Below are 23472 nucleotides of genomic sequence, written 5' to 3'. Positions count from 1 at the left end.
CTTTTTCTCCTTTATGTGTGACAACTGAGGCGGGAGTTTTGTGGGCGTACCAACGATAACTATCCCGTAACGTTCCAAACCGGCACGGATGAACCCCCTCCCCACGGGGAACCCGCGCCCGACGCGGTGCCTGGTGCCGGGATTACGGGGGCGTTGGAGCACGGCAGGGCGCGGGACGGGCGGAACGGCGCTGGGCTGGTGGGACGGTGATGTGCCGGCGACGGGCGTGGGAGCGCCGAGGTGTGGGAGCGACGGGAGGGACCGGCCGGGTGAGGGTTGGCCGCGGTGAGGGGGTGGCCGCATGAGGCAGGCCACGGTGCGCGGTAAGGCGGGCCGCGGTGAGGGGTCAGGTGGGCCACGGTGCGCGGTGAAGCGGGCCGGGGTGAGGGGTGTGGAGGACGTGAAGGAGTGTGGAGGACGTGAAGGGGTGGTCCCGGTGAGGGGTGGAGGAAGTTGGGGGTTGGGCGGGGCGGCAGGTGGGGTGCGGAGGTGTGGGGGTTAGACGAGGCGGCGGGCGGTGGCCCAGCGGGAGAGTTCGTGGCGGTTGGAGAGTTGGAGCTTGCGCAGGACCGACGAGACGTGGGTTTCCACGGTCTTGACGGAGATGAAGAGCTCCTTGGCGATCTCCTTGTACGCGTACCCCCGCGCGATCAAGCGCAGCACCTCGCGCTCGCGCTGCGTCAGGGAGTCCAGCTCGGGATCGATGGACGGCGCCTCCGACGAGGCGAAGGCGTCCAGGACGAACCCGGCCAGCCGCGGCGAGAAGACCGCGTCCCCCTCCGCCACCCGGCGGATGGCGTCCGTCAGCTCCTTGCCGCTGATGTTCTTGGTCACGTAGCCCCGCGCCCCGCCCCGGATCACGCCGATGACGTCCTCGGCGGCGTCCGAGACCGACAGGGCGAGGAAACGCACCTGGGAGCCGGCGCCCAGGACCCGGCGCAGCACCTCCTGGCCCCCGCCGCCCGGCATGTGCACGTCCAGCAGGACCACGTCGGGCTGGTGCTCGGCGATCGCCTTGACGGCCGTCTCCACGTCCTCGGCCTCGCCCACCACCTCGATCGAGTCACCCAGTTCGGCGCGTACGCCGGAGCGGAACAGCCGGTGATCGTCGACGATCAACACGCGCGTCATGCCTTCTCCACCTTCATGGTCAACATCACTTCCGTGCCCTCACCGACGGAGGTGCGTACCCGGGCCGTGCCTCCGTGGCGTTCCATTCTCCCGATGATGGACTCCCGAATGCCCATCCTGTCGAGTGGCACCGCGTCGAGGTCGAACCCCTTGCCACGATCCTTCACGAAAATCGTGACCTCTTCACCCTCTACTTCGGCATAGACGGAAATAGCTGGACTCTCAGAGTATTTGGCCGCGTTGACCATCGCCTGCCGGGCCGCCTTGAGCTGGGCGGCCAGCTTACCCGCCGGGTCGAGGGCGATGTCCCCCACGCAGACGACCTCGATGGGCACCCCGTGGGCGTCCTCCTCCTCCGCCGCGATCCGGCGTACGGCGGCCGCCACGGTGGCGTCGGCGTCCTGGGCGGGCTGGTAGAGCCAGTTGCGCAGGTCGCGCTCCTGGGAGCGGGCCAGCCGGGTGACCTCGCGCGGATCGTGGGCGACCCGCTGGATGAGCGTGAGCGTGTGCAGCACCGAGTCGTGCACCATGGCGGCCACCTCGGCGCGTTCCTCCTGCCTGATGCGCTCGCGCCGCTCCAGCTGCAGCTCTTTCCACAGGCCGGCGAGCCAGGGCGCGGCGATGACGGCCAGGCCGCCGACCACCACGACGGTGAACAGCAGGCCGGGTTTGGCCTGGTTCAGCTCGCCCTCCGCGTACAGGAAACCCGCCGCACCGATCACCACGAGCACCACGCCGAGCAGCGTGCGAACCCGGTTCTTCCTGATGCTCGTGGTGGCGCCCTGCACCCAGCTCTTACGGCGCTCCGGGTCGGCCTGCTGCCAGAGGATCAGCGCCCCGATCCCGCCCACGGCGAACGGAAGCATGCCGATCCCGCCCTTGGACGCCCCCGTGAGCCAGCTGGCCGCGAACAGCGCCACCCCGATCGCGCTGAACGCGGCCAGCTGGCTCCAGTCCCGCTGCGGCGGCTGCCCCTCGTACGGTTGCCGCGGCGTGACCATCCACAACACGGCGTACGCCACCATGCCGACCCCGTCGACCACGCTGAGCAGCACGAACATCAGCCTGATCACCACGGGATCGAGCGAGAGCTGCGTCGCGAGGCCCTGGGCGACACCGCCCAGCAGGCGGCCCTCCATGGGGCGTATCAAGCGCCGATAAGGCGCGTCGCCGGTCGGCTCGGCGAGAGTCTTCTGGTCAGCCATAACATCGCCATAGTCACATGTCGGGGGCACTTCGGGCATCAGGGAACAACCCCCGGGTCGGGTCAGGGGTGTCCCGGATGCGAGCACACCACACGTAGGTCCACGATGGTGACATGACAGAAGCTCCGCCCAAAGAACCGGCCGCCCCACCCCGGTCGCTGCGACGCAGCAGCGAGGGGCGCTTCCTCATGGGGGTCTGTTCCGGTCTTGGGCGGCACACCGGCATCGACCCCGTGGTGTTCCGCGTGGCCTTCGCCGTGCTTCTGCTGGGCTCCGGCATCGGCCTGTTCCTCTATCTCGCGGCGTTCCTGCTGATGAAGGAGCCGAACGGCAAGCCGGGGATCATCGAGCAGTGGACGCGCCGCGACTTCGACGCCGAAGCCGTGATGGCGTTGATGACGGCGGTGCTGGCGTTCGGGCTGGCGCTCAACCTGGCGACGGTGTGGCTCGACGTCGGCACCCTGGTGGTGGCCGTCCTGCTCGCCGTCTCGCTGCTCGCCGCCCACTCCAGCGGGGTGGACCTGCTGGGGCTGGCCCGCTCGATGCCCGAACGGCTGAGCAGGAGGCAGCGGCACGCGACCGCCGCTCCCGAAACCCCGCCGGTCAGGCCCACGCCGCCCGCGGAGCCGTCGCCGGTATGGTCCTCCCCGGAGCCGTCGCCGGTGAGACAGCCCACACCCCCGCCCACGCCCGCACCCGCGGCGGGGCCACCCCCGGTCAAGGAGCCCTCTGTCCCCGAGCCGGTGCAGGAGGCGGTCGTCCCGGAGCCGGCGCAGGAAGCTGTTCGGGAGACGGAACGGGAGCCGGAGCCGCCGACCCGGGTGCACGAGGCCGCGCCGCCCGCCCCGCCCGCGCCCGCGCCCGCCGGTAAGGACGTGCCCGCCGGTGAGGATGCCAAGGTCACCGCCGAGCACCGGGTCCCCTCGTACCAGTCGCAGCCCAGAACCCGCCTCGACTACACCCCGTACGGCGAGCCGTTCGCGCCGAAGGGCCCCTACCAGCCGCTCGACCCGGCCAAGCGGGCAGCAGGCTACTCGCCGTACGACCCAGCCCTGTACGGCCGTCCGGTCCCCAAGAGGGAGCGGAAGCCGCGCCCGAGGTCGTTCATCGGCGCCATCACCATCCTGCTGGCAATCATCATTGGAGGGATCGTCGTGGCGGTCCAAGCCAGGTCGGCCGCCGGAGTGAGCCCGACCATCGTCGGCGGCGCCGTGCTCATCACGATCGGCGCCGGGCTGCTCATCGCCGCCTGGTGGGGACGCGGGGCCGGACTGGTGGCCGCGGGGACGCTCGTGACGGTCATCGTGGCCCTGGGCTTCGTGCTCGGAGGCATCCCGCGGAACATCGGCGAGTCGGACTGGGCGCCGACCAGCGTGACCCAGTCGACCATGCTGTACGACGTCGGGGTCGGCGACGGGCGGCTGGACCTGTCGGAGCTGAAGCTGGAGCCGGGCACCGAGGTGACGTTCAACGCCGCGGTGACGATGGGCGAGCTGATGGTGATCGTGCCGCCGACGGCCAGGATCGAGGTGCACGCCACCAACAAGGTCGGAGACGTCAAGGTCGACCATTCGGTCAGGGGCGGCGTGGACGTGCGGTACGACAAGGTGCTCGAGCCCGAGGTCAAGCCTGACGGCAAGGTCTCGACCATCGTCCTCAACCTGCGGGGCGGGCTCGGGGACATGGAGGTGCGGCGTGCCGCGTGACGTCGAAAGGCCGCGGCGCCTGCATCGTACGGACTGGATGGCGCTGCTCAGCGGTGTGCTCTTCGTGGTTCTGGGCATTCTCATAGTGACACGCGCGATCACGGATCCGCTGGTCCTGATCGGGGTATTGGTGCTGGGATTGGCGTTCGCGGGGCTGGTGGCGATCATCGCCAGGGTGGTTCGCGGTAAGTAACCCTTGACCGGGAAAGACACCGGCGTAGTTTCGGGTGTGTCCGCCAATCCCCTGCTCCTGAGGGAGGACGTATGCCCCGAATCACCGTCACCGTCGACGGGATCAAGTACGAGGAGGACGTGGAGCCGCGGCTCCTGCTCGTACATCTGCTACGAGAGCGGCTCGGCAAGACCGGCACCCCCATCGGGTGTGACACCAGCAACTGCGGCGCCTGCACGGTCATGCTCGACGGCACGAGTGTGAAGAGCTGTTCCGTGCTCGCCGTGCAGGCCGACGGCTGCGAGGTCCTGACGATCGAGGGCCTGGGCGTCAACGGGTCGATGCACCCGATGCAGCGGGCCTTCCACGAAGAACACGCGCTGCAGTGTGGTTACTGCACGCCCGGCATGGTCATGGCCGCGATAGACCTGCTCAGGGAGGATCCCGAGCCGTCGGAGGAGACGATCAGGGAGGGCCTGGAAGGCAATCTCTGCCGCTGCACCGGCTACTGCAACATCGTCAAGGCCGTCCGCCGGGGCGCGCAGGAGATGGGGCGGGCGGTGACCACGCCATGACCGTCCAGCAGGAGGCCGGCCAGGAAATCGGCCAGGAAATCGGCAGGCCGAGGAAGCGCAAAGAGGACGCCAGGCTCCTGACGGGGCGCACGCAGTGGACGGACAACCTCGTCCGGCCGGGCATGCTGCAGGTGATGTTCCTGCGCAGCCCGATGGCGCACGCCCGGATCACCAGGGTGGACGTGTCGGGGGCGCGCGAGCTGCCCGGGGTCGTGGCGGCCTTCAGCGGCCAGGACTTCGCCGCCGAGCAGGGCAGCCTGCCGTGCGCGTGGCCGGTGAGCGAGGACGTCGTCATCCCCGACCACCCGCCGATGGCGGTGTCCGAGGTCAGGTACGTCGGCGAGGCCGTGGCCTGCGTGATCGCGACCGACCGCTACCGCGCCGCCGACGCGCTCGAGGCCATCGACGTCGAGTACGAGCCGTTGCCCGCGGTCCTCGACATGAACGAGGCGCTGACGGACGGCAGCCCGAAGGTGCACGAGGCGGGCAACAAGGCGTTCAGCGTCAAGATCAACTCCGGTGACCTCGAGGCCGCGTTCAGGGACGCCCCCGTCGTCATCGACCGGACGTACATCCAGCAGCGGCTCATCCCGAGCGCGATGGAGCCGCGGGCGGTCATGGCCGACACCGACGGCGACGCGTTCACGATCTGGTCGTCCACGCAGATCCCCCATGTCCTGCGGGTCATGCTGGCCGTCGTGACCGGCATCCCCGAGCACAAGATCCGCGTGATCGCCCCCGACGTGGGCGGCGGGTTCGGCTCGAAGCTGCAGGTCACCGCGGAGGAGGTGCTCTGCCTGCTGCTGGCCCGCAAGCTCGGCAGGCCGGTCAAGTGGACCGAGTCCCGTTCCGAGGGCAACCTGACCGTGCACCACGGCCGCGACCAGATCCAGCACATCCGGCTGGCCGCCGAGGCCGACGGGCGCATCCGCGGGCTGCAGGTCGACCTGCTGGCCGACATGGGCGCGTACCTGATGCTGGTCACGCCGGGCATCCCGCTGCTCGGCGCGTCGATGTTCAACGCGATCTACAAGATGGACGCGTACGAGTTCGGCTGCACGGGCGTGTTCACCACCAAGATGCCCACGGACGCCTACCGGGGCGCGGGGCGGCCCGAGGCGACCTTCGGCATCGAGCGGATGATGGACGAGCTGGCCGCCGAGCTGAAGATCGACCCGGTGGAGGTGCGCAGGCGCAACTGGATCAAACACGACGAGTTCCCGTACACCACCATTTCCGGCCTGACGTACGACTCGGGCAACTACGAGGCGGCCACGGACAAGGCGCTGGCCCTGTTCGGCTACGACAAGCTGCGCGCGGAGCAGGCCGACCGGCGTGACCGGGGCGACCCGGTGCAGCTCGGCATCGGTGTCAGCACGTACACGGAGATGTGCGGCCTGGCCCCGTCCAGGATGCTCGGCGAGGCGAACTACGGCGCCGGCGGCTGGGAGCACGGCTCGGTGCGGATGCTGCCCACGGGCAAGGTCGAGGTCATCACCGGCACCTCGCCGCACGGGCAGGGCCACGTGACGTCGTGGAGCCAGATCGCGGCGGACGCGCTCGGCGTGCCGTTCGACGACGTCACGGTGCTGCACGGCGACACGGCCATCGCGCACAAGGGCATGGACACCTACGGCTCGCGCTCGCTGGTCGTCGGCGGCATCGCCGTGCTGAAGGCGTGCGAGAAGGTCAAGGACAAGGCCCGCAAGCTCGCCGCGCACGTGCTCGAGTGCTCGCCCGAGGACCTGGAGTACGCGGGCGGGGCGTTCAAGGTGCGGGGCACGGACGCGCAGAAGACGATCCAGGAGCTGGCCTACGCCGCGTTCACGGCGCACGACCTGCCGGATGGCGTGGAGGCGCGGCTCGACTCCGACGCCACGTTCGACCCGGAGAACTACTCCTTCCCGCACGGCACCCACCTGTGCGCGGTGGAGGTGGACACCGAGACGGGCATGGTGAAGATCCGCTCGTACGTGGCGGTCGACGACGTCGGCAAGGTCGTCAACCCGCTGATCGTCGAGGGCCAGGTGCACGGCGGCATCGCGCAGGGCATCGCGCAGGCGCTGTTCGAGGAGGCCGTCTACGACGCCGAGGGCAACCTGCTGACCACGACGATGGCCGACTACCTGCTGCCGTCGGCGGCGGACCTGCCGGCGTTCCAGCTCGACCGGACCGAGTCCCCGGCGACCAGCAACCCGCTGGGCGTCAAGGGCGTGGGCGAGGCGGGCACGATCGCCTCGACCCCGGCCGTCGTTAACGCCATCGTGGACGCCCTGCGCCCGCACGGCATCCACGACGTGCAGATGCCGTGCACGCCCGAACGCGTATGGCGTGCCATGGAAGGAGTGCGGCGATGATCCCCGCGCAGTTCGACTACGTGCGGCCGGGTTCGCTGGCGGAGGCCTGCCAGGAGCTCGCCTCCGACGAGGACGCCAAGGTCCTGGCGGGCGGGCAGTCGCTGCTGCCGCTGATGCGGCTGCGGATGGCGTACCCGTCGAAGCTGGTCGACGTCGGCCGGCTGCCCGAGCTGAAGGGCGTGCACGACCGCGGCGACCACGTCTTCATCGGCGCGATGACCACGCACGACGAGATCCTGCACTCCGGCGTCGTCCGGGCCGACTGCCCGCTGGTCGCGCTGGCCACCGCCCAGGTGGCGGATCCGGCGATCAGGCACCGCGGCACGTTCGGCGGCTCGCTGGCTCACGCGGACCCGGCGGGCGACCTGCCTGCCGTGGTGCTGGCGCTGGACGGCGTGTTCGTGGCCTGGTCGCAGGAGGGTGAGCGGGAGATCCCGGCCGCCGAGTTCTTCGTCGACTACTGGGAGTCGGCGCTGAATCCCGGCGAGATCCTGGTCGGGGTGAAGGTCCCGAAACTGGGCGCGGGCTGGGGCTTCCATTACGAGAAGTTCCACCGGACCGCCCAGGCGTGGGCGATCGTCGGCGTGGCCGCCGCCGTCAGGCGCTCCAACGGGTCGATCGCCGAGGCCAGGATCGGGCTGACGAACATGGGTTCGACGCCGCTGCGCGCCCACGCCGCCGAGTCCGCCCTGGAGGGCGTGGAGCTGGGCGACCAGGTGCGCCAGGCGTGCGCGGAGGCGGCGGCCGGCACCTCGCCGCCGTCCGACCTGCACGCACAGCCGGACTACCGGCGGCATCTGGCCAGGGTCCTGACCCACCGCGCGGTACGCACGGCGGCCGGATCGCCCTGACCACCGAGGTCCGAGGGGGCGCCTCTTCCGGGGCGCCCCCACCCCGACGTAGTGTCGCAACCAGCGGGAAAAGGAGCGGATCGATGGCGATGCGGTTCGAGCACGAATTCACTGTTCCAGTTCCGATCGAGCAGGCGTGGGCGGTGCTGCTCGACGTCGAGCGGGTCGCGCCGTGCCTGCCGGGGGCGACGCTGGACATCTTCGAGGGTGACGAGTTCACCGGCAGGATGAAGGTCAAGGTCGGCCCGATCGTGGTGACCTACAAGGGCTCGGCCAGGTTCGAGGACGTCGACAAGGACTCCTACACGCTCACCATCCGGGCGTCCGGCAAGGAGGCCCGGGGCTCCGGCACGGCCTCGGCCACGGTCAAGGCGCGGTTGGCGCCGGTCGACGAGGCCACGCGGGTGACCGTGGAGACGTCGTTCAACGTGACCGGCCGGCCCGCCCAGTTCGGGCGCGGCGTGATGGCCGAGGTCGGCGGCAAGCTCATCGAGAAGTTCGCGGCCAACCTGGCCGAGCTGCTGTCCGAGCCCACGGTGGAGCTGGTCGCCGCCGCGCCGGGACCGGAGGAGGAGCGGCACCTGACCGCGGTGCCGACGCCGCCCGAGCCGGAGTCGCGGCCCGCGGGCACGACCCGCACGTCGCGCACGGCCGACGAGGAGGCGCTGGACCTGCTGGAGATCGCCGGGCAGCCGCTGCTGAAGCGCCTGGCGCCCGTCGCGGGCGCGCTCGTGGCGCTGCTGGTCATCGTGTGGGTGATCCGCCGGCTGCGGCGCTGATCGCCTAAAGGGCTGATTTTCAGCAAATACTCCATCAAGTCCGGACACTTCGCCCGAGCTGGGGGAAGTCCCATTTCCGCAGGTGGTCGAACCAGCGGGGGGACGTGGGATGCCGGACTGCACCGTGGTCGTGATCTCCTACAACGACGCGGCCCGCCTGCCCAGGGCCGTGCGTTCCGTGCTCGGGCAGTCCCTGCGCGACCTCGAAGTGATCATCGTGGACGACGCGAGCACGGACGGCACGCCGGAGGTGGCCGCCCGGCTCATGGACGGCGATCCGCGGGTGCTCTACCTGCGCAGACAGGTCAACAGCGGGGGCTGCGGCGCGCCCAGGAACGACGGGCTCGACGCCGCGGCCGCGCCGTACGTGATGTTCCTCGACAGCGACGACGAGCTGCCCAAGCACGCCTGCAAGAGCCTGCTCACCGAGATCGAGCGGACCGGGGCCGACTTCGTGTCGGGGCAGATCTCGCGGCTGTTCGAGTCGAACGGGCGGCTGAGACCCTACTATCCCGAGCTGTTCGCCAGGCGGAGGGTGGTGGAGGGGATCCGCCAGGAACCCGACCTGTTCCTCGACTGCTTCAGCACGAACAAGCTCTACAACGTGGGCTGGCTGCGGGGCCACGCGCTGCGCTTCCCCGAGGACATCCACTACGAGGACCACGTCTTCTCGACCGGGCTCTACGCGGTCTCGCGCAGGTTCGCGATCGTGCCGTGGACGGTCTACCTCTGGCACCGGGCGGCGACGAACGACTCGATCTCGCTGAGCGTCGACGACCTGGAGAACGTGCGGCAGCGGGTCATCGCGGCCCGGCTGAGCGACGACGTCCTGCGCGCCCACGGGGCCGGGGACCTGGTGCCCCAGCGGCAGCGCCGGTTCGTGCGCCAGGACCTGCGGGTCTACCTCAACCCGCTGCCGGCGCGGGAGCCGGTGTGGGTCAAGGAGTTCGCCGCGGTGGTCCGGCCGTACATGGAGGAGATGCCCCGCTGGGTGCTGGAGGAGCTGGAGCCGCTGGACCGGGTCTGCTGCCAGCTCATCCTCGACGACCGAACCGAGGACCTGCGGGTGGCCGCGGCCTCGCTCACCGGGCCGAGGGCCGCCCCGCGGTCGGCGGTGCGGCTGAACGGGCGCACGTACTGGGGGACGACGGTCTCGCCCGGCATGGACATCACGAAGTTGCGGCTGGCCGAGCTGCCCTTCTCCGAGTCCAGGCTGCGCCACGAGCTGACGGAGATGCTCTCGGACGGCGAGCGGGTGCGGATGACCGTGCACACGTACGACCCGTTCGGGGCGCTGCCGCTGGACTGGACGGCGGTCCTGGAGCTCGGATCCCTAAAAATCCCGATAAAGCCGCAGCCGTCCGGCGGTGGAGGCTACGTCACCGACGTCGTCTGCAAGCCCACGGGCAGGTGCGAGCCGCGCATCGTCTTCACCAGGACCTCCGACGGGCACACCACGGCCGACCGCATCCTCGCCGACCCGCGCCTGCGGCCCGTCGAGCTGCCGGGGTGCACGGTGAAGGCCGAGGGGTGCGCCGCGTACCTGTGCGTGCGTCCCGACTCCGTCACCCGCTCGGTGCTGCGGCGGGTCAAGCAGGCGCTGATGAGCCGGCTCAACACGCCGGCGAACAAGCTGCGGGCCTACAAGCTGCTCATCAAGGTGGTGCCGCCCCGGCAGAACCTCGCCCTGTTCGAGTCCGACGTCGGCAAGGGCTACAGCGGCAGCCCCCGGGCCATCTACGAGGAGCTGCGCCGCCGCGACCTGCCGATCGACGTGGTCTGGTCGGTGGCCAAGGGGCGCCGGAACTTCCCAGCCGACGCGCGGCTCGTCCGGCGCGGGAGCTGGGCCTACGTCTGGACGATGGCCAGGGCCGGGATCTGGGTGGACAGCCACGGGTTCCCGCTGGACTACCCGAAGCCGCACGGCACCCGCTACCTGCAGACCTGGCACGGGCAGGGGATCAAGTCGATCGGGTTCGACGCGCCCGACCTGCGTACCGACTTCGACGGGCCGCGGGCGCAGTGGCGGGCCGCGGTCGCGCGGTGGGACGCGCTGGTCTCGCCGAGCGCCGAGTTCTCGCGGGTGTTCCTGCCGTCCAACGGCTATGCGGGGAAGGTCTACCGGTACGGGACGCCGCGGTGCGACGCGCTGGTGCGGGCCGAGCCGGCCGATGACGTGCTGGAGCGGCTGGAGATCCCACCCGGCCGAAAAATCCTGCTTTATGCGCCTACGTACAGGGATAGCGTCAAAGGCAGCGGCCAGTCCGTACGGGTGGATCTGGAGCTGCTGGCCGACGAGCTGGCCCGCGAGTGGGTGCTGATCCTGCGTACGCACCCGGTCGAGCGCTACAGCCCGCCCGAGCACCTCAAGCACTTCGTCCGGTCCGCCGGGTCGTACCCCGAGATCAACGACCTGATGCTGGCCTCGGACGCGTTGCTGACGGACTACTCCTCGGTGATGTGCGACTACGCGCTCACCGGCAAGCCGATGCTGTTCTACATCGACGACTGGGACGACTACCGGCTGGCCGAGCGCGGGGTGTACCACGACCTGCCCGCCATCGCGCCGGGCCCGTGCGTGTCGACCACCGCCGAGCTGGTGGACGCCCTCAGGCGGCTGCCCGACCTGCACAACGCCTACGCCGGCCGGTACGCGGCCTTCCGCGACCTGTGGTGCGCCGACGAGCGGGGCGACGCGGCCGCCAGGATCGTGGACGACTTCTTCGAAGGTGCGCGATGAGCGTCGTCTTCGCCTGCGTGGACGCCGACACGCTCGGCGGCGTCCAGCGGGTGACGCACACCCTCGCCCAGGGGCTGGCCGGGCGCGGCCACGAGGTGCACGTGATCGGACTGCACCGGGCGGCGGCGCCGTTCCGGTACGTGGACCGCCCGCTCTACCACCACCACGTGATCAGCCGGCGGCCGACGCAGTCGCAGGGCCTCCTGGCCCGCAAGAGAGCCGGCCATCGGCTGAAGGAGCTGCTCGGGAAGATCCGGCCCGGCTACGCCGTGATGACCTCGCCGGCCGCGGTGGCCCGGGTGTCGAGGCTGCTGCCCGCGGCATTCCGGCCGATCGGGCAGTATCACGGCTCGTACGACCACGCCCGCGGCTGCTGGCACCTCGGCTCCATCAAACGGCACTACCCCGGCCTCGACCAGGCGGTCTTCCTCAGCGAGGACGACGCCCGGCTGTTCTCCGAGCACGCGCTGCTGCCCAACGCCTGGGCCCTGCCGAACCCCCTGGCCCACTGGCCGGAGGAGCTCTCCGCGCTCGACGCGCCCCGCGTCCTCGGCGTGGGCCGGCTGGAAGGGGTCAAGCGGTTCGACCGGCTGATCAGCGCGTTCGCCCGCTCGGGCGCGCCGCCCCCGTGGGAGCTGCACCTGATCGGCGACGGCACCGAGCTGGACCGGCTGCGCGAGCACGCGCACGGGGAGGGCGTCGGCGACCGCGTGGTCTTCAAGGGGCTGGTGCCGAGCGACCGGATGCCCGCCGAATACCTGAACTCCTCCGTCCTGGGCCTGACCAGCGGGCACGAAGGGCTGCCCGTCGTGCTGCTGGAGTCGGCCGCGCACGGGGTGCCGTCGGTGGCGTTCGACGTGTCGGGCGGCGTGCGCTCCGCCGGGTCCCTGCTGGTGCCGCCGGGAGACGTGGACGCGTTCGCGACCGCGCTGGGCGGGCTGGTCGCCTCCTGGGAGGAGCGGCGGCGGCTGGGGGCCGACGCCCGCGCACGGGCCGAGGCGTTCCGCCTCGACCACGTGCTCGACGGCTGGGAGCGGCTGTTCGCCCACATCCGGCGCTAGACGGCACCGGACGGCGCTTTTCAGACGGGCTCGGCCAGCTCCGTACGGTGCTGCGGCACGCCCGCCAGGGATCGCTGGCGCGCGGTGAGCATCGCGCCCACGGGGCTCGGCTCGCGCAGCCGGTTGAACCGGTCGCGCATCTGCTTGCGCATGCGGCTGGCCTTGCGCTTCTGCATGGTCTTCTGGCAGGCCGTCACGTGCTCCTTGGCCGGCTTGGGCGCGCCGGTCAGCTCGTACCCCATGGACTCCAGGCGGTCGCCGAGCATGTGCTCGCACAGCGCGATCTCCCAGTCGTCCAGCCGGTTCGCCCAGCTCCCGACGCGGCTGCGGATGACCTCGCCGTGCGTGTTGCTGTGCCAGACCTTGTGCTGGGGCACCGCCACGCTGGCCGCCTCGCGCGGGGAGATCATCGAGGCCGAGAACTCCTCGTCGAGGAAGTGGCAGAGCTTCTTCAGCTCGGTCATCGGGTCGTCGGTGAGGTCCTCGTACCGCAGCTCGTAGTACGTGTCCTCGCCCAGCGTGCGCTTGAGCCGGCCGCCCGCGTCGATGGCCTCGGCCCAGGTGGCGACCGCGTGGAAGGAGTCCAGCGTGTACCAGGGCATCTCCTTCAGCGAGGCCACGCAGTCGCGGCCGTCCCTGATGAGGTGGATGAACTGGGCATCCGGGAAGAGCCTGAGCAGCAGGTCGACCTGCTTGACGTAGCTGGGCCGCTTGTCGCCCCAGCGGACCTTGTCGAACCGGTCGGCGTACATGCGGAAGGCCGTCCCGATCACCGATCCCAGCGAGCCGGGCCCCTCCACGGCCTGCCTGACGAAGTCGTCCTTGTCGATCTTGAGCTCGCGGAACTTCGTGCTGCGGTCGGTCGCGATCCACTGCGCCAGCGCGCGGCGGCGGGAGACGATCCGCAGGTCGCCCCACGTCCGGCGGCGGTAGTAGGCGGGAATGAGGAATCGCGTCTCCGGCGGCACCGCCATGCGGGGGTGCGAGTGGAGCATGAGCTGGAGCATCGTGGTGCCGGACCGCGGACATCCAATGACGAAGACTGGCCGGTCGGACATTTCGTAGTAACCCCCGAAAACTAGACGAGAACGTGCTCTCGGCTCTCCTGAGAGGAGGGCACGCCGTGCCTGCGCGTGAAGCGCCACAACCGGTAGACAAGGAAGACCTCGTTGACCAGCAGCAGCGCCCCGGCCACCGCGGCGAGCGGGATCAGCGCCCATGCCCCCGCAAGGGGCGCGACCACGAACACCGCGGCGTGAAACTCGATGCCGCTGATCAGGTGCGAGCGGACCCGGTGCCGGGCCAGGAACCTGTTGAACCGCTTGGGGAAGCTGCGCGGCCGGCGTGGCCTCGGGACGAGCGCCACCCGCTCGAGAGAGTCGACGTCCTCCTCGGACTCGGGCTCCGGCTCGCGCTCCCCCCGCTCCTCCCTGACGGCATCGCGGACGCGCTTCATCTGCGGCGCGTTGACGTACCGGAAGAGGTCCAGTACGGCCACCGCCGCCCCGAGCACGACGTAGCGCACATCCGAGGTGAGGGCGTACTGCCCGTATGCCAGCCCCCCGGCACACAGGACCACCCTGACCCGGTCCCCCACGTAGTCGAGCCAGAGGCCGAACGGCGTGCCCGTGCCCTTCAGCCGGGCGATTTTGCCGTCCACGCAGTCGATCATGAAGCTGAGATAGAAAACCACGGCGCCCGCTACGTGGTGGTTCAGGGCGAAACAGGTGGCCGACACCGCACCGAGGACCAGCGAGAGCACGGTGAGGCCGTTGGGCGTCAGCTGGGTGTGGTTGGCGATGGGAAGGGCGACCCGGCAGGCGACCGGGTCCACGAAGTAAACGGTCCACCAGGAATCTCTCCGCTTGCGTGTCTCGAAGACGTCATCGAGCGAATAGGTCCTCATGGACTCCAGCATGACCACGCGACGCGCCTGATCGATTACTGTCTGGAACTACTGGGTGATGTCCATGCCGCTTCTTGACCAACCCGGCACGGAAAACCGCCACGCGGAGTTCGCGTCCCCGTCCCTGAACCAGCTCTTGAGCACGAGGCCGCGGGTCTCGGCGCGCACCATGAGGCGCCAGGTCGGCCCGCCGCCTTCCAGCCGCTTGGGGTCGAAGGCGGCGGAGACGCCGTGGCGGCCGGCGCGCCGCACCTCCAGCGGCACCCGGCGACGGCCGTCGCTGAGCCACAGGCTGACCTTGCCGACCTTGCGGTCGACCCGGTGGATCGCCACCTGCCCGCGCAGGCGGTATTCGGACCCGGTCCACGCGCACTCCTCGACCCTGGCGACCACTTTGAGCTCGTCGCGGGCGTCGAACACCTCGTCGGGGATCCGGAGCCGGCGGCGCCTGCGGAAGAAGGGATAGTCGCCGTACCAGTTGGTGACGCGCAGCCCCCGCGGCACGATGCGGGTGCCGTCCTCGCAGGTGCGCCGGAACTCGCGTACCTTGCGCAGCTCGGCCACCAGGCCGCGCCTGACCAGGTGCAGCTCCAGGCGCCGCAGCGACGGCGCGGTGGCCAGCGCCTTCGGGCTCAGCGTGGCCAGCCACGCGTCGGCCAGCTCCAGCAGCGCCCCCGGCTCATCGCTCCCCTCCAGCGCCTGGAACAGGAACACGATGTCCTTCTCCAGCACCAGCGCGTCGAAGCCGTCGAGCAGCTCGGGCGCCCGCTCATCGAGGAAGGAGCGGACCGCGCGGATGGCGGCCAGCCGGTCCCACAGGTTGGGCAGCTCGGCCCGGCGCTGCGTGATCGAGGTCTCCCCCGCGTCCCGCTTGCGCCAGTGGTAGACCACGTCGCCGACCATGTCGACGCTGCCGGCCAGGACGTGCGCCTGCATGGCGACGGGCACGTCCTCGTAGATGCCGGCGGGGAAGGCCAGCGCGTTGCGCTCCCAGAAGTCGCGCCGGTAGACCTTGTTCCACACCGTACGGTCCCTGACCAGCACCTGCTTGTCGGTGATGTGGGTGCACAGCTCCGGCCGCCTGAACGCCTTCTCGTGCAGGATCGACTCCTCCAGCACGCCGTCCACGAGCCGCGCCACCGCGCCGCACGCCAGGTCGGAGCCGGTCTCCGCGAGCGTGCCGACGAGCCGCTCGTACGCCTCCGGCGGCACGACGTCGTCGCTGTCGGCGAAGGCGAGATAGGTGCCGCGGGCCTGCCGGATCCCCACGTTGCGCGCGGGACCCGGCCCCAGGTTGTCCCGCTGGTCGATGAGGACGAAGCGGCCGTCCCGCGCGACGAAGTCGGCGGCGACGCGCCGGCTGCCGTCACCGGAGCCGTCGTTGACCAGGATGACCTCGATGTCGTCCAGGGTCTGGGTGGCCAGCGACTTCAGGCATTCCGTGATGTACGGCTCGACGTTGTAGATCGGGACGACCACGCTGAGCAGGGGGATCATCCGATTTGCTCCTTGGCTCTCGGGATGTGGGTTCGAGGGCAGCATGCCTTGACCACTCCGCGGATTCCGTGTCCCTGATCAGCTCTTTACCGGACGCATAATCGGCTACGTTGAGCAATTGATTGGACACCAACAGTAGGGGGAGAGGTGCTGAGAGGCGTCGAGGACAAAGATCTGCCGTCCATGCGGCGATGGCGCAATCATCCGCGCGTACGAGCCGCCAGCTTCGCCACGCACAAGATCGGAGAGGACGAGCACGCCCAGTGGTGGGAGGCCACCCGGGCCGACGCGCGCAAGCGCGTGCTGATCTACGAGCACGACGGAACCCCCTCGGGCGTGGTGACCTTCTTCGGGCTGTCGTCCGAGAGCGCCTCCTGGGGCTTCTACCTGGACCTGGAGGGGCTTGAGCAGTCGGGGGAGCTGCTGCGGGCCTGGATCGGCCTGGAGCGGGCGGCGATCGACCACGCCTTCGGGACGCTCGGCCTGACGACGTTGCGCGGCGAGGTGCTGGCCTGCAACCAGGCGGTCAGGCGGCTGCACAGGCGGTTCGGCTTCCTGGAGGTCGGGGCCTACCTGCGGGACGTCGACGGCGAGTCCCGCGACGTCGTCGCCATCCGGCTTGTGAAGGAGCAGTCATGATCTCCATCGAGGGGCGGCCGATCTCGCGGAACGACCCGCCGTTCATCGTCGCCGAGCTGTCCGGCAACCACAACGGGAGCCTGGAGCGGGCCCTGGCCATCGTGGACGCCGCCGCCGCGGCCGGGGCGCACGCGGTGAAGCTGCAGACCTACCGGCCCGACACGCTGACCATCGACTGCGACGGGCCCGCGTTCCGCGTGGGCGACGGGCACGATCTGTGGGGCGGCGAGAGCCTCTACCGGCTCTTCCAGCGCGCCCACACGCCGTGGGAGTGGCATCAGCCGATCTTCGAGCGGGCGCGCGAGCACGGGCTCATCGCGTTCTCCACACCCTTCGATCCCACCGCGGTCGAGTTCCTGGAGAAGCTGGAGGTGCCGGCGTACAAGATCGCCTCGTCGGAGATCGTGGACCTGCCGCTGATCAGGCTCGTGGCCGCCACCGGCAAGCCGGTGATCATCTCCACCGGGATGGCGTCGCTCGGCGAGATCCACGCCGCGCTGGTCGCCGCGCTGGAAGCGGGCACCAGCCAGCTGGCCCTGCTGTCCTGCACGGCCAGCTACCCCGCCTCCCCCGACGAGAGCAACCTGCGGTCGCTGATGGCGCTGAGCGCGCTCACCGGCGTGGAGGTCGGGCTCTCCGACCACACGCCCGGGATCGGGGTGCCGCTGGCCGCGGTGGCGCTGGGGGCGTGCATGATCGAGAAGCACGTCACCCTGTCGCGCGCCGACGGCGGGGTCGACTCGGCCTTCTCGCTGGAGCCGGACGAGCTGGCGGCGCTGGTGGTGGAGAGCCGGCGGGCGTGGCTGTCGCTGGGAGAGGTGATCATCGGACCGCGGCCGTCGGAGCGCGAGGGGCTGCGGTTCCGCCGGTCGCTCTACGTGGTGCAGGACGTGCGCAAGGGCGACGTGGTGTCCCCGGCGAACGTACGGTCGATCCGGCCGGCGGGCGGCCTGCCCCCGGACACGGCCACGGTGGTCATGGGGCGGCAGTTCACCAAGGACGTGCCCTACGGCACGCCGTTCACCTGGGATCTGATCTAAGGAGCGCGTCGGCGACGCGTTCCCTGCCCTTGCCGTCCACGAGGCCGCGGCCCCGCCGCCCGTGCTCCTCGCGGGCGGCGGGGCCGGCGAGGAGGCGGGCGAGCACGCCGACCGCCGCGGCGTCGGCCGCGCGCCCGAGCCCGGCCGCGACGCCCCGGCCGACGAGCTCCTCGTAGCCGATGAGCTGGTTGTCCGCCACCCAGGTCAGGGCGGTGGGGACGCCGAGGTGGAGCAGCTCCCAGACGGCCGAGCCGGCGGCGGTGACGACGAGGTCGGCCCCGGCCATGAGCTCGGGCAGCCGGTCCGTCGGCGGGATCACGGCGATCGGCCCGCCCGCCTCGAAGGGCGCAGGGCTGACGACCGTCGCCTCGAACGGCACCCCGGCCGCCAGGAGCGCCCCCGCCCAGGCGGGGGCCACGCCGGCGCTGTCGGTGCCGCCGAAGAAGCACAGCACGCGCGGCACCGGCCCCGCCGGCCGTGCCCGCCCGAGCCCGCGCACGCTGTCACGCAGGAGCACGTAACGCGCCCCGGCCAGGCGCCGGGCGGGCACGGGGAAGGGGCGGCGCTCCGCGCCGAGGTTCTGGTCCAGGTAGAGATCGGCCTCCTGGCCCAGCGGGTCGCCGTCCACGATCGCCAGCACGGTCAGGCCCGCTCCCCGCAGCGCCGCCCCCGTCCCCTCCGGCAGCTCGTACGAGTCGAGGACCGCGGCGTCCAGCCGGAGCTCCCGGGCCAGCGCCGCCAGCCGGGACGGCTCCTCGGGGGCGGGCACCAGCGGCAGCCCGCGCTCGCGCAGCTGGGCCCGCGCCCAGGCGGACCCGCGCACCTCGCCGAGGAAGGTCACCTCGACGCCCCGCGCGCGCAGCTCCTCGGCCAGCGCCACGCACCGCACCAGGTGGCCGACCCCGCTGCGCACCCCGGCGTCACACCGGAAGCCGACCCGGATCACGCGTCCTGGAGCTCCTTCTGCTGGACGTGGGCGTTGAGCCCGCAGACCTCGGGGCGCTCCCGCAGCCAGCTCACCAGCGTCCCGAACGGCACGCACCGGTCGCCGAGGCCGTCCACCACCCGGGTGATGAGCCGCCAGTCGTCCTCGGTGTCGAGCGTCACCCGCAGGTCGCCGGCGACCGGCTGGTAGGCGAGCCCGAGCAGCCGAGCGTCGTCCGGATGCGAGTAGACATAGGAGGTCACGTGGGTGCGGTGGAAGTCGGCGGCCTCGGTGTCGGCCCGCTCCAGCGCGCCCCTGCCCACGATCTCCACGTCGAGCCCGCGCGGCAGCGTCCGCGTCAGAGCGGTGCTCAGGTAGTCGAGCCCGCGTACGGCGCGGAACACCAGCGCCGCCTCCCTGATCACGGCCGGGTCCAGCAGCGGGCAGTCCGCCGTGAACCGCATCATCGCGTCCCACCGCCGCCCGGCCAGCGCCTCCATGAACCTCGTCAGCACGTCGTCCACCGGCCCACGGTGCCACGACACGCTGAGGCGGCGGCACTCGGCCACGACCGCGTCGTCGGCCTGCTCCGTCGTGGTGGCCACCACGAGCTCGTCGAGCGTGCCCGCCTCGCGGGCGGCGCGAACCACCCATTCCAGCACCGACCGGCCGCCCAGCTCCCGGAGCACCTTGCCCGGCAGGCGTGTCGAGCCCATCCGCGCCTGAACAATCCCGACAATGCGCACCGATGCCCCAATCCCCCGTGTGACCGTGTGTCGCTTATCGATCGCGCTATGCTACCGCCCTGCTCGAACGACTACTGCGCGTAAGCGCGAACCCAGGGGGCCACGTGAGCATTCTCAGTGGATCGTCGATTCTGATCACCGGAGGCACGGGGTCCTTCGGCAAGGCGTTCATCCGCAACGCACTCGACTCGCTGGGGGTGCGGCGCCTGGTGGTCTTCTCCCGCGACGAGCTCAAGCAGTACGAGACCAGGCAGCTCTTCGGCGACGACGAGCGCCTGCGCTGGTTCATCGGCGACGTCAGGGATCGCGACCGGCTGGCCCGCGCCATGCACGGGGTGGACTACGTGGTCCACGCGGCCGCGCTCAAGCAGGTGGACACGGCCGAGTACAACCCGTTCGAGTACGTCCGCACCAACGTCGCAGGGTCACAGAACGTGGTGGAGGCCGCGATCGACAGCGGCGTGCGCAAGGTGGTCGCGCTCTCCACCGACAAGGCCTCCAGCCCGATCAACCTGTACGGCGCCACCAAGCTGGTCGCCGACAAGCTCTTCGTCTCCGCCAACCACTACGCCGCCGCCCACGAGACCCGCTTCTCCGTCGTCCGCTACGGCAACGTCGTCGGCAGCCGGGGCTCGGTGGTGCCGCTCTTCCTGCGCCTGGCCGAGCAGGGCGCCAGCCTGCCGATCACCGACAAGCGCATGACCAGGTTCTGGATCACGCTCGACCGGGCGGTCCGGTTCGTGGTGGACTCGTTCGACCTGATGCGGGGCGGCGAGCTCTACGTGCCGCGCCTGCCGAGCATGCGCATCACCGACCTGGCCGAGGCACTGGCGCCGAACAGCCCGATCTACGAGATCGGCATCAGGCCGGGCGAGAAGCTGCACGAGGAGATGATCGGGTCGGACGACGGCCGCAGGACGCTGCGCCTGGCCGACCGCTACATCGTCCAGCCCACGATCGCGACCTGGGGCTACACGCCGCCGCAGACCGGCGAGCCGCTGCCCGAGGGCTTCTCCTACCGCTCCGACACCAACGACGAATGGCTCTCGGTGGACGACCTGCGCGCCATGGTGGCCCGCTGATGCTCCCCTACGGACGGCAGTCGATCGTCGAGTCCGACATCGAGGCGGTCGCCGAGGTGCTGCGCGGCGACTGGCTGACCACCGGGCCCGCGGTCGGCAGGTTCGAGGCGGAGCTGGCCCGCTGGACCGGCGGCGTGCCGTGCGTCTCGGTCACGTCGGGGACGGCCGCGCTGCACGTCGCCTACGTGGCGGCCGAGGTGCGGGCGGGCGACGAGGTGGTCACCTCGCCGCTGACGTTCGTGGCCACGGCCGCCGCGGCCGCGCTGCTGGGCGCGCGGGTGGTCTTCGCCGACGTGCAGCCCGACACGGGCAACCTCGACCCCGACGCCGTCGCCGCCCTGCTCACCTCCAGGACGCGGGTCGTCACGGCGGTGGACTACGCGGGCCATCCCGCCGACTACGACGAGCTGCGCGCGCTCGCCGCCTCGGCCGGGGCGGTGCTGATGGCCGACTCTGCGCACTCGATCGGGGCCGCGTACAAGGACCGGCCCGTGGGGGCGCTGGCCGACCTGACGACCTTCTCGTTCTTCCCGACCAAGACCGTGACCACGGCGGAGGGCGGGGCGGTGGCGGCGGCCGACCCCGAGCGGTTCCGGCGGGCCGCCCGCTTCAGGAACCACGGCCTGGTCAGGGAGCCCGCCGACCAGCGCGAGCCGGACGTGGGCGGGTGGCACCAGGAGGTGCACGAGTTCGGGCTGAACTACCGGCTGCCCGACGTGCTGTGCGCGCTGGGCGTCAGCCAGCTCCGGCGGCTGGAGGGCTTCCGCGAGCGGCGCCGCGAGCTCGTCGCGCGTTACGACGCGCTGCTGCGCGACGTGCCTGGGCTGACGCTGCCCGCGCAGCGCGCGTACGTGCGGCCGAGCTGGCACCTCTACCCGGTCAGGGTCCGCGACGGCCGGCGGCGCGAGGTCTACGACCGCATGCGCGCCGCCGGCATCGGCGTGCAGGTCAACTACGTGCCGGCCTACTGGCACCCGGTGTTCGAGGACCTCGGCTACCGGCGCGGGCTCTGCCCGCGGGCGGAGGCGTACTACGCCGAGGAGCTGTCGCTGCCGCTGTTCCCCGACCTGACCGACGCCCAGCAGGACCGGGTCGTGGAGACCCTGGCGGCGATCCTGCGCTAGCGCTCCGCCAGCAGCAGGCAGCCGTCCTCGCCCCGATCGACGAGGAAGCGCCTGGCCGCGACGGTCGCGATCGGCCGCTGCCCGGTCCGCACCAGCGGGCGGATGGGTGTGCCCTGGTCGATGACGACCTCCCACCACGACTCGTGGCCGACGCTCTCGTCGATGTCGGCCAGCGGCACCCGCGCGTGGAAGTCGCGCCCCGCCAGCGTCACCGGGAAGTACATCTCCTCGCCGTCGCTCCTGCGCCGCAGCCGCAGCACCGGCTCGCCGTCGCCGATGTCGGTGATCTCCCCCGAGAACACCAGGTCGCCGCCGTCCACCCGGCACTCCCCGATGACCGCCCGCGCCTTGCGCAGGCGCAGGCCCCAGGCACCCTTGGCGCTGCGGATCGGCACCACCCACACGCCCGATCTGCGCCTCGGCGCGGGAATCAGGGGCGGCAGCCAGCGCGGCCCGGCCACCCGGCCGTCCAGCCGCAGCCCATGCCCTCTGAGCTGCACGCGCAGGTCCCAGCGGCCGCGCCTGGCGAGCTGCGCGGATGTCAGCACGGCCGGGTCGAACGCGAAGCGGAACGGGAACGCGTGCTCCGGCAGCGCGCCGCCGTCCTCCTGCACCACGTTCTCCCAGGTGGGCGCGCTCTCCTCGTCGGACAGCGGGATGGTCGCGCCGGTCCTGCGCTCCTCCAGCCAGACCCGCACCCGCATGCGGCGCAGCTCCCCCACGTCGAACCGGCCCACCGCCACCCGGCCCGCGCCGCAGAGCACGCTGTCGCGCCAGTCGAGGTCGACCAGCCGGGGGACCAGGGCCAGCTCGCCGGAGACCTCCGCCAGGTGCGGCGGCATCGACGGGTGCCTGGCGTACCAGCGCCTGCGCAGCAGCCCGGCCGCGCCGACACGCGGCTGCAGCTGCCCGCAGCGGTCCTGGGTGAACACGTACGCCAGCTCGCCCAGGCGGCGCCGGTGCAGCAGGTGGACCTGGAGGCGCTGCGCGAACGGGATGCTGTGCCAGGCCTCGCGCGACACGCCGTCGAGGTAGCGGACGATCATGTCCAGCAGGGCCGGGTCCGCCGTCGTGCCCATGGCGGCCATGGCCTCCACGGCGACGGCCATGTCGATGTCCAGCGTGTCGCGGTCGAAGTCCGCCTTGAGCGCCGGCGCCCCTCGGCCCAGCAGGGAGGCGGTCTCCAGCACCGACAGGAGGCGGTCGCGCAGGTTGTCGGGCTCCAGGCAGCGCTGGGTGATCGAGCTGCCCGGCTCGTCGCGCTGCCGCCAGTGGTAGACGACCGAGGCCAGCACGTCCACCGACCTCGCTCCCACGTGGGCCGCCATCGCGACGGGCTGGTCCTCGTACATGCGCTCGGGGAAGCTCAGGCCCAGGCGCTCCCAGAAGGAGCGGCGGTAGACCTTGTTCCACAACATGCGGTCGCGGATCAGCAGCGGGTGGCGGGTGATGTGGGTGGTCTTCACCGGCTTGGCGAACGCCTCCCGGTGGGCCCACGACGGCATGAGCAGGTTGCGGTAGAGCCGCATGACGTTGCCGCAGGCCAGGTCGGAGCCGGTGGACTCGAGCGAGGTCACCAGGCGTTTGAACGCGTCGCGCGGCACGGTGTCGTCACCGTCCACGAAGGCCAGGTAGCGGCCGGTCGCCCGGCGTACGCCCACGTTGCGGGCGCGGCCCACGCCCATGTTGTCCTGCCTGATGAGACTTATCCGGCGGTCGGCCGCCTGCCTGGACTCGACGACCCCCGGGCCGCCGTCGACGCTGCCGTCGTCGACGCAGATCACCTCCAGATCGCCCAGCGTCTGCGCGGCGATGGAATCCAGGCAGGGTCCGATGTACTTCTCGACGTTGTAGAACGGAACGATCACCGAAAGAACCGGCACACCTATTCCTCTTCCTTTTGTCCTTCGTCCTTCCGCCCTGCGTCTGCGTCCTT

20 protein-coding genes are annotated in these 23472 nt (G+C 71.1%); 12 read left to right on the top strand and 8 right to left on the bottom strand.

Annotation, left to right across the window (positions count from 1 at the left end; all coding sequences use genetic code 11):
• Positions 1-498: 498 nt before the first annotated feature.
• Together ACIHFD_RS39660 and ACIHFD_RS39655 are read right to left on the bottom strand one after the other, a co-directional pair.
• Positions 499-1131: a response regulator transcription factor gene (locus ACIHFD_RS39660; RefSeq protein WP_185070757.1), complete on the bottom strand. Its 633-nt coding sequence runs from the start codon at positions 1129-1131 to the stop codon at positions 499-501.
• Positions 1128-2336 (bottom strand): PspC domain-containing protein, encoded by a 1209-nt coding sequence (locus tag ACIHFD_RS39655; protein ID WP_350731173.1) that lies wholly within the window; start codon positions 2334-2336, stop codon positions 1128-1130. The genes ACIHFD_RS39660 and ACIHFD_RS39655 overlap by 4 nt, the downstream gene beginning before the upstream one ends.
• A gap of 113 nt (positions 2337-2449) precedes the next feature.
• Here ACIHFD_RS39655 and ACIHFD_RS39650 point away from each other — a divergent pair, with 113 nt between their 5' ends.
• From ACIHFD_RS39650 to ACIHFD_RS39615, 8 genes are all read left to right on the top strand, one after another.
• Complete coding sequence (locus ACIHFD_RS39650) at positions 2450-4042, top strand: PspC domain-containing protein (RefSeq protein ID WP_397371324.1); 1593 nt, start codon at positions 2450-2452, stop codon at positions 4040-4042.
• Positions 4032-4235 (top strand): hypothetical protein, encoded by a 204-nt coding sequence (locus tag ACIHFD_RS39645; protein ID WP_350731169.1) that lies wholly within the window; start codon positions 4032-4034, stop codon positions 4233-4235. Before ACIHFD_RS39650 ends, ACIHFD_RS39645 begins: the two co-directional genes overlap by 11 nt.
• A gap of 71 nt (positions 4236-4306) precedes the next feature.
• Complete coding sequence (locus tag ACIHFD_RS39640; RefSeq protein ID WP_397371323.1) at positions 4307-4789, top strand: (2Fe-2S)-binding protein; 483 nt, start codon at positions 4307-4309, stop codon at positions 4787-4789.
• The gene (locus ACIHFD_RS39635) at positions 4786-7146 is read left to right on the top strand and encodes a xanthine dehydrogenase family protein molybdopterin-binding subunit (protein ID WP_397371322.1); all 2361 of its coding nucleotides are present in this window, start codon (positions 4786-4788) and stop codon (positions 7144-7146) included. Before ACIHFD_RS39640 ends, ACIHFD_RS39635 begins: the two co-directional genes overlap by 4 nt.
• Entirely contained in the window at positions 7143-7997 is an 855-nt protein-coding gene (locus ACIHFD_RS39630; RefSeq protein ID WP_397371321.1) for an FAD binding domain-containing protein, read from the top strand. The genes ACIHFD_RS39635 and ACIHFD_RS39630 overlap by 4 nt, the downstream gene beginning before the upstream one ends.
• 83 nt (positions 7998-8080) lie before the next feature.
• Entirely contained in the window at positions 8081-8776 is a 696-nt protein-coding gene (locus ACIHFD_RS39625) for an SRPBCC family protein (RefSeq protein ID WP_364243559.1), read from the top strand.
• Positions 8777-8885: 109 nt separating this feature from the next.
• Complete coding sequence (locus ACIHFD_RS39620) at positions 8886-11516, top strand: CDP-glycerol:glycerophosphate glycerophosphotransferase (protein WP_397371320.1); 2631 nt, start codon at positions 8886-8888, stop codon at positions 11514-11516.
• Positions 11513-12577 carry a glycosyltransferase gene (locus tag ACIHFD_RS39615; RefSeq protein ID WP_397371319.1) on the top strand — a complete coding sequence of 355 codons (1065 nt, stop codon included), beginning with the start codon at positions 11513-11515 and terminating at the stop codon, positions 12575-12577. Before ACIHFD_RS39620 ends, ACIHFD_RS39615 begins: the two co-directional genes overlap by 4 nt.
• Positions 12578-12597: 20 nt before the next feature.
• On the opposite strand, the gene ACIHFD_RS39610 is transcribed toward ACIHFD_RS39615, so the two are convergent.
• From ACIHFD_RS39610 to ACIHFD_RS39600, 3 genes are read right to left on the bottom strand one after another with little or no spacing between them, the layout of a single operon-like run.
• Positions 12598-13635: a sulfotransferase gene (locus ACIHFD_RS39610; protein ID WP_350731155.1), complete on the bottom strand. Its 1038-nt coding sequence runs from the start codon at positions 13633-13635 to the stop codon at positions 12598-12600.
• Between the two features lie 20 nt (positions 13636-13655).
• Positions 13656-14483, bottom strand: a complete 828-nt coding sequence (locus tag ACIHFD_RS39605) for a CDP-alcohol phosphatidyltransferase family protein (protein ID WP_397371318.1) — start codon at positions 14481-14483, stop codon at positions 13656-13658.
• 48 nt (positions 14484-14531) lie between these two features.
• Positions 14532-15980, bottom strand: coding sequence for a glycosyltransferase family 2 protein (locus tag ACIHFD_RS39600; RefSeq protein WP_397371317.1), 1449 nt, complete (start codon positions 15978-15980; stop codon positions 14532-14534).
• A gap of 147 nt (positions 15981-16127) precedes the next feature.
• Between ACIHFD_RS39600 and ACIHFD_RS39595 the strand changes: the two genes are divergently transcribed.
• Positions 16128-16619 (top strand): GNAT family N-acetyltransferase, encoded by a 492-nt coding sequence (locus ACIHFD_RS39595; RefSeq protein WP_397371316.1) that lies wholly within the window; start codon positions 16128-16130, stop codon positions 16617-16619.
• Complete coding sequence (pseI, locus tag ACIHFD_RS39590) at positions 16616-17659, top strand: pseudaminic acid synthase (protein ID WP_397371315.1); 1044 nt, start codon at positions 16616-16618, stop codon at positions 17657-17659. Before ACIHFD_RS39595 ends, pseI begins: the two co-directional genes overlap by 4 nt.
• On the opposite strand, the gene ACIHFD_RS39585 is transcribed toward pseI, so the two are convergent.
• Positions 17640-18605, bottom strand: coding sequence for a hypothetical protein (locus ACIHFD_RS39585; RefSeq protein WP_350731145.1), 966 nt, complete (start codon positions 18603-18605; stop codon positions 17640-17642). The two genes, pseI and ACIHFD_RS39585, sit on opposite strands and share 20 nt — an antisense overlap.
• Positions 18602-19330, bottom strand: coding sequence for a cytidylyltransferase domain-containing protein (locus ACIHFD_RS39580; protein ID WP_397371314.1), 729 nt, complete (start codon positions 19328-19330; stop codon positions 18602-18604). The genes ACIHFD_RS39585 and ACIHFD_RS39580 overlap by 4 nt, the downstream gene beginning before the upstream one ends.
• 104 nt (positions 19331-19434) lie before the next feature.
• Between ACIHFD_RS39580 and pseB the strand changes: the two genes are divergently transcribed.
• Both pseB and ACIHFD_RS39570 read left to right on the top strand, forming a co-directional pair.
• A complete protein-coding gene (gene pseB / locus ACIHFD_RS39575) occupies positions 19435-20412 on the top strand; it encodes a UDP-N-acetylglucosamine 4,6-dehydratase (inverting) (RefSeq protein ID WP_397371313.1) in 978 nt (325 codons plus the stop codon).
• Positions 20412-21536 carry a DegT/DnrJ/EryC1/StrS family aminotransferase gene (locus ACIHFD_RS39570; protein ID WP_397371312.1) on the top strand — a complete coding sequence of 375 codons (1125 nt, stop codon included), beginning with the start codon at positions 20412-20414 and terminating at the stop codon, positions 21534-21536. The genes pseB and ACIHFD_RS39570 overlap by 1 nt, the downstream gene beginning before the upstream one ends.
• Here ACIHFD_RS39570 and ACIHFD_RS39565 read toward each other — a convergent pair.
• Positions 21533-23419, bottom strand: a complete 1887-nt coding sequence (locus tag ACIHFD_RS39565) for a glycosyltransferase family 2 protein (protein WP_397371311.1) — start codon at positions 23417-23419, stop codon at positions 21533-21535. The genes ACIHFD_RS39570 and ACIHFD_RS39565 overlap by 4 nt on opposite strands.
• Positions 23420-23472: the final 53 nt, after the last annotated feature.

It is taken from the genome of Nonomuraea sp. NPDC051941 (assembly GCF_044593615.1).
Note: the sequence above shows the minus strand (reverse complement) of the source record. Positions and strands in the feature narration are given on the sequence as shown.

What these genes read in the sequence shown, in the direction of transcription:
- ACIHFD_RS39660 (WP_185070757.1), bottom strand. Translation starts at nt 1,131, where the DNA reads ATGACGCGCGTGTTGATCGTCGACGATCACCGGCTGTTCCGCTCCGGC.
- ACIHFD_RS39655 (WP_350731173.1), bottom strand. Translation starts at nt 2,336, where the DNA reads ATGGCTGACCAGAAGACTCTCGCCGAGCCGACCGGCGACGCGCCTTAT.
- ACIHFD_RS39650 (WP_397371324.1), top strand. Translation starts at nt 2,450, where the DNA reads ATGACAGAAGCTCCGCCCAAAGAACCGGCCGCCCCACCCCGGTCGCTG.
- ACIHFD_RS39640 (WP_397371323.1), top strand. Translation starts at nt 4,307, where the DNA reads ATGCCCCGAATCACCGTCACCGTCGACGGGATCAAGTACGAGGAGGAC.
- ACIHFD_RS39635 (WP_397371322.1), top strand. Translation starts at nt 4,786, where the DNA reads ATGACCGTCCAGCAGGAGGCCGGCCAGGAAATCGGCCAGGAAATCGGC.
- ACIHFD_RS39630 (WP_397371321.1), top strand. Translation starts at nt 7,143, where the DNA reads ATGATCCCCGCGCAGTTCGACTACGTGCGGCCGGGTTCGCTGGCGGAG.
- ACIHFD_RS39625 (WP_364243559.1), top strand. Translation starts at nt 8,081, where the DNA reads ATGGCGATGCGGTTCGAGCACGAATTCACTGTTCCAGTTCCGATCGAG.
- ACIHFD_RS39620 (WP_397371320.1), top strand. Translation starts at nt 8,886, where the DNA reads ATGCCGGACTGCACCGTGGTCGTGATCTCCTACAACGACGCGGCCCGC.
- ACIHFD_RS39615 (WP_397371319.1), top strand. Translation starts at nt 11,513, where the DNA reads ATGAGCGTCGTCTTCGCCTGCGTGGACGCCGACACGCTCGGCGGCGTC.
- ACIHFD_RS39610 (WP_350731155.1), bottom strand. Translation starts at nt 13,635, where the DNA reads ATGTCCGACCGGCCAGTCTTCGTCATTGGATGTCCGCGGTCCGGCACC.
- ACIHFD_RS39605 (WP_397371318.1), bottom strand. Translation starts at nt 14,483, where the DNA reads ATGAGGACCTATTCGCTCGATGACGTCTTCGAGACACGCAAGCGGAGA.
- ACIHFD_RS39600 (WP_397371317.1), bottom strand. Translation starts at nt 15,980, where the DNA reads ATGATCCCCCTGCTCAGCGTGGTCGTCCCGATCTACAACGTCGAGCCG.
- pseI (WP_397371315.1), top strand. Translation starts at nt 16,616, where the DNA reads ATGATCTCCATCGAGGGGCGGCCGATCTCGCGGAACGACCCGCCGTTC.
- ACIHFD_RS39570 (WP_397371312.1), top strand. Translation starts at nt 20,412, where the DNA reads ATGCTCCCCTACGGACGGCAGTCGATCGTCGAGTCCGACATCGAGGCG.